The 5,880-nt window shown below is 40.4% G+C and carries 6 protein-coding genes; 4 read left to right on the top strand and 2 right to left on the bottom strand.

The genetic code is table 11. From position 1 onward, the window contains the following. Positions 1-51: 51 nt before the first annotated feature. The gene (locus tag VK080_RS07475) at positions 52-813 is read right to left on the bottom strand and encodes a YkyA family protein (RefSeq protein ID WP_324224146.1); all 762 of its coding nucleotides are present in this window, start codon (positions 811-813) and stop codon (positions 52-54) included. Positions 814-1,095: 282 nt separating this feature from the next. Here VK080_RS07475 and def point away from each other — a divergent pair, with 282 nt between their 5' ends. The 3 genes from def to rnjA all read left to right on the top strand — a co-directional run bounded on the left by def (position 1,096) and on the right by rnjA (position 4,193). Continuing rightward, positions 1,096-1,647, top strand: coding sequence for a peptide deformylase (gene def, locus VK080_RS07470; protein ID WP_324224145.1), 552 nt, complete (start codon positions 1,096-1,098; stop codon positions 1,645-1,647). A 664-nt stretch (positions 1,648-2,311) separates the two neighbouring features. Next, complete coding sequence (locus tag VK080_RS07465) at positions 2,312-2,521, top strand: DNA-directed RNA polymerase subunit epsilon (protein ID WP_324224144.1); 210 nt, start codon at positions 2,312-2,314, stop codon at positions 2,519-2,521. A 4-nt stretch (positions 2,522-2,525) separates the two neighbouring features. Then, positions 2,526-4,193, top strand: a complete 1,668-nt coding sequence (rnjA, locus tag VK080_RS07460; protein ID WP_324224143.1) for a ribonuclease J1 — start codon at positions 2,526-2,528, stop codon at positions 4,191-4,193. A 516-nt stretch (positions 4,194-4,709) separates the two neighbouring features. Here rnjA and VK080_RS07455 read toward each other — a convergent pair. Beyond that, a complete protein-coding gene (locus VK080_RS07455; RefSeq protein ID WP_324224142.1) occupies positions 4,710-5,375 on the bottom strand; it encodes a TrkA family potassium uptake protein in 666 nt (221 codons plus the stop codon). Between the two features lie 243 nt (positions 5,376-5,618). Here VK080_RS07455 and VK080_RS07450 point away from each other — a divergent pair. Then, positions 5,619-5,880 (top strand): cytochrome ubiquinol oxidase subunit I (locus VK080_RS07450; protein WP_324224141.1); only part of this gene is annotated, 262 nt, incomplete at its 3' end.

The raw sequence follows: 5,880 nt of genomic DNA, 5'->3' as shown, positions 1-5,880 counted from the left end.
TAAGGTTATCCATTATTTAATCTTCTAAGTTACAAAAAAGAACCAGATGTTTTATTCATCTGATTCCTTTTCTTGTTCTGATTCATTTGATTCTTTTTCCTGCTCTGATTCATTTGAATCGCCGCTATCACTTTCTCCTTCTCCTGTAGGGTTCTCTTCAAATTCCACTTCTATTCCAGCGGCGTTATAGAATTCTTCTTTTAATGTGTTGTACTTGGTCGTAAGTTCATTGAACGACTTGTTGGCATCAATCACTTTTTGATAATTTTCATTCAATTTTGCGATGTGTTCCGAGAGGGTATCTTGTTCAAGGTCTTCCTGCTGCAGCATTGTATATAATTCTTCTTCAAGCGTTAATGACTTGGAATAAACTTCATGAAGTTTATCATAAGCCTCATAACGGTCCATCATGACATTGTACATTTCTTCCGCTTTTTCGTTTGCAGCTTCTTGCTCCAGCTCAGGGATCATATCTTCAATATTGGAAAACGCTTCTTTTGATGCATCAATGCTCTCTTTTTCCAAGTCTATTTTTTCATTTCTTGTTTCGATATTATCAAGTGCTTGTCCGGATAGTTCCTTAATTTTATCGAACTCTTCCATACTCAAATCAATGATTTGACTGTATATTTCCTGTTCTTCCTGCTCAAGCTCAACGATCGAATCTTGCTGTTCGTCAAACGTCTGCTCAAGTTCAACAGCTTTTTCCAAATGATTATAAATTTGTTCTGACGACGCTGTACTGTTACAGGCAGACAGAAAAATGATCAGAATGAATAAACTAATGAATAATGATAACTTTTTCCATATCACAAACATTTCCTCCTTCAACTCAGGTGCGGAATTTCTATCACAGTATATCATATCATTCGGATAAATCGGATTATTTTTGATGAATTTTGCCTGTCCTACAGCAAATTTATGATGCTTCAAAGCATAATATGTTAAAATACCACTACCCTGCATGTAATGGGCAGTAATCCCAAAAAAACGGCGGATAACTGTCCGTAAATGCCCGATTCTGTTCAATTCAGCAGGGAAAAGCACCCGCTGAATGAAGTTTCACTTTATGATTAAGCTAGGGAGTGTCAAATAATGATAACAATGGACGATATCGTCAAGGAAGGACATCCTTCATTACGTGAAAAAGCTGAGGAAGTACCCATTCCTCCATCTGATGAAGATATACAGCTATTAAACGATATGCTGACATTTATCAAAAACAGTCAAGACGAAGAAATGGCAAATAAATATGGTCTGAGGCCCGGTGTTGGACTGGCTGCAACACAACTGGGAATTAATAAACGAATGTGTGCTGTTCACTTTGAGGACTTAAAAGGGAAACTTTACAGTTACGGTCTGATTAACCCCAAAATCGTCAGCCATTCGGTCGAACAGGCATACCTGTCAGCCGGGGAAGGCTGTCTGTCCGTCGACCGGGACGTGGAAGGGTACGTCCCACGGAATGCCCGTGTAACCGTAAAAGCCATTGGAATGGATGGCAAGGAACTGAAATTACGGCTGCGTGACTATGCTGCCATTGTTGTGCAGCACGAAATAGATCATTTGAATGGCGTTATGTTTTATGATCACATTAATAAAGAAAATCCATTCGCCATCCCGGATAATTCAAAATCAATCGGGTAAGTAAAGTGAAACTTCAGTCAATGGGGTGCTCTCCCCCATTGACTGTTAGTTGAACAGAATCGGACATTCAGGGACCGTTATTCCCCGTTTTTTTGGGATTGCGGCCCATTACATACGGGATATGAACCTGCAGGGATCTATCATTATGGGTTCCTGCATAATTTTATGTAATCAGCGAAAAATAACTGTTAATCATTCACGTTGAAAGCTTCTGCTAAACAATAAAGGGAGATCTTTTTTAAACAAATGGAATGTTTTTATTTCAAAAATACGCTAACCGTATTATACTATAGTTAAGAGGGATTGGATCGGTAGAACGTACGTTTTTAATGCTTTTCTTAAACAACTGAAAGGAGATGCATATCTCATGTTGAAACGCCTGAAAGAAAAGCTAAAAAAACGCTGGAAAGATTTTCTGGGAAGAGGACGTGTACCTACAACCTTTAAAAAAGACTACCTTAAATAACTGTGCAGGAAAGGTTGTGGAACTTAAATTGCTGTGGAAAACCCATTAAGGCACTATACGGTGGCAAGGCTGATAATAAAACCACCTTTTATTCGGCGTGTAGTCATCAGTTATTTTGCGATGAAAAGAGCCATTTGAACAGGAGTACGGAATAAAAAACGTTTTACTAAAAGTATCGATGTGTTAGGAGAGATAATCATGGTTTTTAAAGTTTTATATCAGGAACTGCCTGATGAAATACCTGTACGTGAACGAACAAAAAGCTTATATATTGAAGGTTCATCTGAGAGAGATGTACGCCGCAAACTTTCCGATCGCAACTATAACATTGAATTTATCCAAATTCTGGATGATGCCCATTTAGCCTTTGAAAAAAAATCCGAGCAATTTGAACTGGAGAACATCTGACATAATGAAGTTTGTTAAAAATGATCAGACAGCTGTTTTTGCGTTAGGCGGACTTGGTGAAATCGGAAAAAACACATATGGAATCCAATTTCAGGATGAAATCATCCTCGTTGATGCCGGAATCAAATTTCCGGAAGACGAATTGCTTGGTATCGATTATGTCATTCCAGACTACACCTATCTGACGCAAAACCAGGATAAAATAAAAGGATTATTCATAACGCACGGGCATGAGGACCATATCGGAGGGATCCCTTACCTCCTGCGTGACATAAATGTTCCAATTTATGCCGGAAAGCTTGCGATTGGTTTAATACGAAATAAATTGGAGGAACATGGTCTATTGCGGAATGCGAAATTGAACACCATTCAAGAGGATGATGTTATCAAATTCCGTAAGACATCTGTTTCTTTTTTCCGCACAACCCACAGTATTCCTGATTCATATGGTATCGTTGTCAAAACACCACCGGGAAATATCGTTCATACCGGTGACTTCAAATTTGACTTCACACCTGTTGGCGATCCTGCCAACTTGACCAAAATGGCTGAAATTGGCAAAGAAGGCGTACTTTGCCTGCTTTCAGACAGTACCAACAGCGAAGTGCCAGGGTTTACCATGTCAGAGCGGGTTGTTGGCGAGAACATTCGTGACATATTCAGCAGAGTCGAAGGGCGACTAATTTTTGCAACATTCGCCTCGAATATCTATCGTCTGCAGCAAGTAGTGGAAGCAGCAGTTAAATATGACCGTAAAATAGCTGTATTTGGCCGCAGTATGGAATCTTCCATCCGTATTGGTCAGGAGCTGGGCTATATCCAGGCGCCTAAAGATACATTCATAGAAGCGAGCCAGATTAACCGTTTACCTGCACACAAGGTGACCATTCTTTGTACAGGATCCCAAGGTGAACCAATGGCAGCATTGTCGCGAATAGCAAATGGCACTCACCGTCAAATTCAGATTATCCCTGGTGATATGGTCGTCTTTTCATCTTCTCCAATCCCTGGTAATACGGTAAGTGTCAGCCGGACGATCAATAAACTGTATCGTGCCGGAGCAGATGTCATTCATGGTCCATTAAGTGATATTCACACCTCGGGACACGGCAGCCAGGATGAGCAAAAACTGATGCTCAGACTTATGAAACCGAAATATTTTATGCCGATCCACGGTGAATACCGTATGCTGAAAGAACACCTTAAACTTGGGGAAGCATGTGGTATCAATCCAGCCAATTCATTTATTATGGATAATGGAGATGTCCTTGCATTGGGCAGTGACAACGCCATGATTGCCGGTAAAATCCCATCAGGTTCCATTTATGTTGATGGAAACGGAATTGGCGATATAGGCAATATTGTACTGCGTGACCGCCGTATTCTGTCGGAAGAAGGCCTTGTTATGATTGTGGTCAGCATCAACATGAAAGAATTTAAAATTGCATCAGGCCCTGATATCATCTCCCGCGGATTTGTTTACATGCGCGAATCAGAAGACCTGATCAACGAAGCCCAGAAACTTGTTTCCAAGCATTTGGAAAAAGTGATGGAGCGCAGGACAAGCCAATGGTCTGAAATTAAAAATGAAATAACCGATACCATTGCACCATTCCTCTTTGAAAAAACAAAGCGGCGCCCAATGATATTACCGATCATTATGGAGATTTAAATTCCAAGCAGCGGCGCCTGTTTTAAGGGCTGTTTCACTATTATAATCGGATTTTAAACAGTAAAGGTGGCATGAAAAAATTCATTTTTCATGCCACCTTTTTAACTTTTCTTTCGATATATAGTCACACAAGCAGCACAAAACCAGCGCTTCATCACAGAGAATGAAAATAGTTCGGATTGCGATATTGGTTCTACGGCTGGCGAGGAAGGTCGTATTACTATGGTGCATTAGAGCCCGTTATTGTACTCTGACTCCAACGACCACGGTGCACCACCGATTGTGCTCCCTCTTTGGGAAACACGCATGGTAGATTAACTCTATTCTGGTTGTTGCACCAGCCGCCAATACAATAACAGAGCCAGAAACTGAAGCGTCTTAATCCAGTTCACTTACTTACCATATTTTCATGAATCAAGGCTCAGCCTCTTTTGAAAAAAATGAATAACTGTGTCGTCTTTAGTATTGCTTTTTCTTGAATTAATAAGTTTATGTTCATGGTAGTAATGAATAAGGTTACCGTTCAATCACAAGGTGTTTTTCAAATCTGGATATATCATTGTCAGCGCCGATCACAATGAGGATATCATCGTTTTTAAGAATTTCGTCTGCAGCCGGCGAAACATTAATATCCTGTTCACGTTTAATCGCTACAACGTTACATCCATATTCGGCCCTGATGTCCAGTTCGGCTAACGTTTTCCCTCCCATTTTTCTGCCGACTTTCACTTCAACAATGCTGTGATCGTCGGAAAGCTCAAGATAATCCAATATGTTATTGGAGATTACATTACGTGCAATACGTTTACCCATATCCCGTTCAGGATGGACAACCTGATTCGCACCAATCCGGTTCAAAATCTTCTCGTGATAATCGTTTTGTGCTTTAACAGTAATTGTTTTGATACCAAGATCCGTTAAGACAACAGTTGTTAAAATACTTGCCTGTATATTATCGCCGATCGCGACAATGACATGATCAATATTCTTAATACCAAGCTCCTTCAGTGTAGCTTCATCCGTGGAATCAGCAATGACTGCATGTGAGGCAATATTTTTAAATTCATTTATTTTATCTTCGTCTGAATCAATGGCCAACACTTGCATGCCTTCTGAACTAAGTTCTTTACAAATACTGCCGCCAAAACGACCTAACCCGATTACGGCATAGTCCCGTTTCATACCGGTCCCTCCATACACCAATATATTTGTTCATAGTTTACCATACCATTTAGAATCTGACATCAATGCGGCTAATGTTAACTATTTCGCAACAAAGTTTTCATTCTGCTGTCACAGTTACAAGTACGCGGCCTTAAGTCAATGGTTTATACTATCTGTATAGGGAAAACTACAATGCAGCAACCTTTCAAAAAATTTCACGTATGCCATCTATATACACATTCCAATTAAGGAGGATTAAATATGGAGCTGGATACAGTACTGATGAGCAGACTACTTACTGCCATGACGCTCGGATTCCATATCATCTTTGCCACACTCGGTGTTGGTGTCCCACTGATGATATCAATTGCTGAATTTATCGGGATCAGAAAGAAAGATCCGCATTACCGGCTGCTGGCAAGGCGCTGGACCCGGGGCTTTGTCATTACAGTTGCCGTCGGTGTAGTTACCGGAACGGCTATCGGTCTGCAATTATCACTTGTGTGGCCGAATTTTATGCAAG

This window comes from Lentibacillus sp. (genome assembly GCF_035301925.1).
GTDB lineage: Bacteria > Bacillota > Bacilli > Bacillales > Amphibacillaceae > Lentibacillus.
Note: the sequence above shows the minus strand (reverse complement) of the source record. Positions and strands in the feature narration are given on the sequence as shown.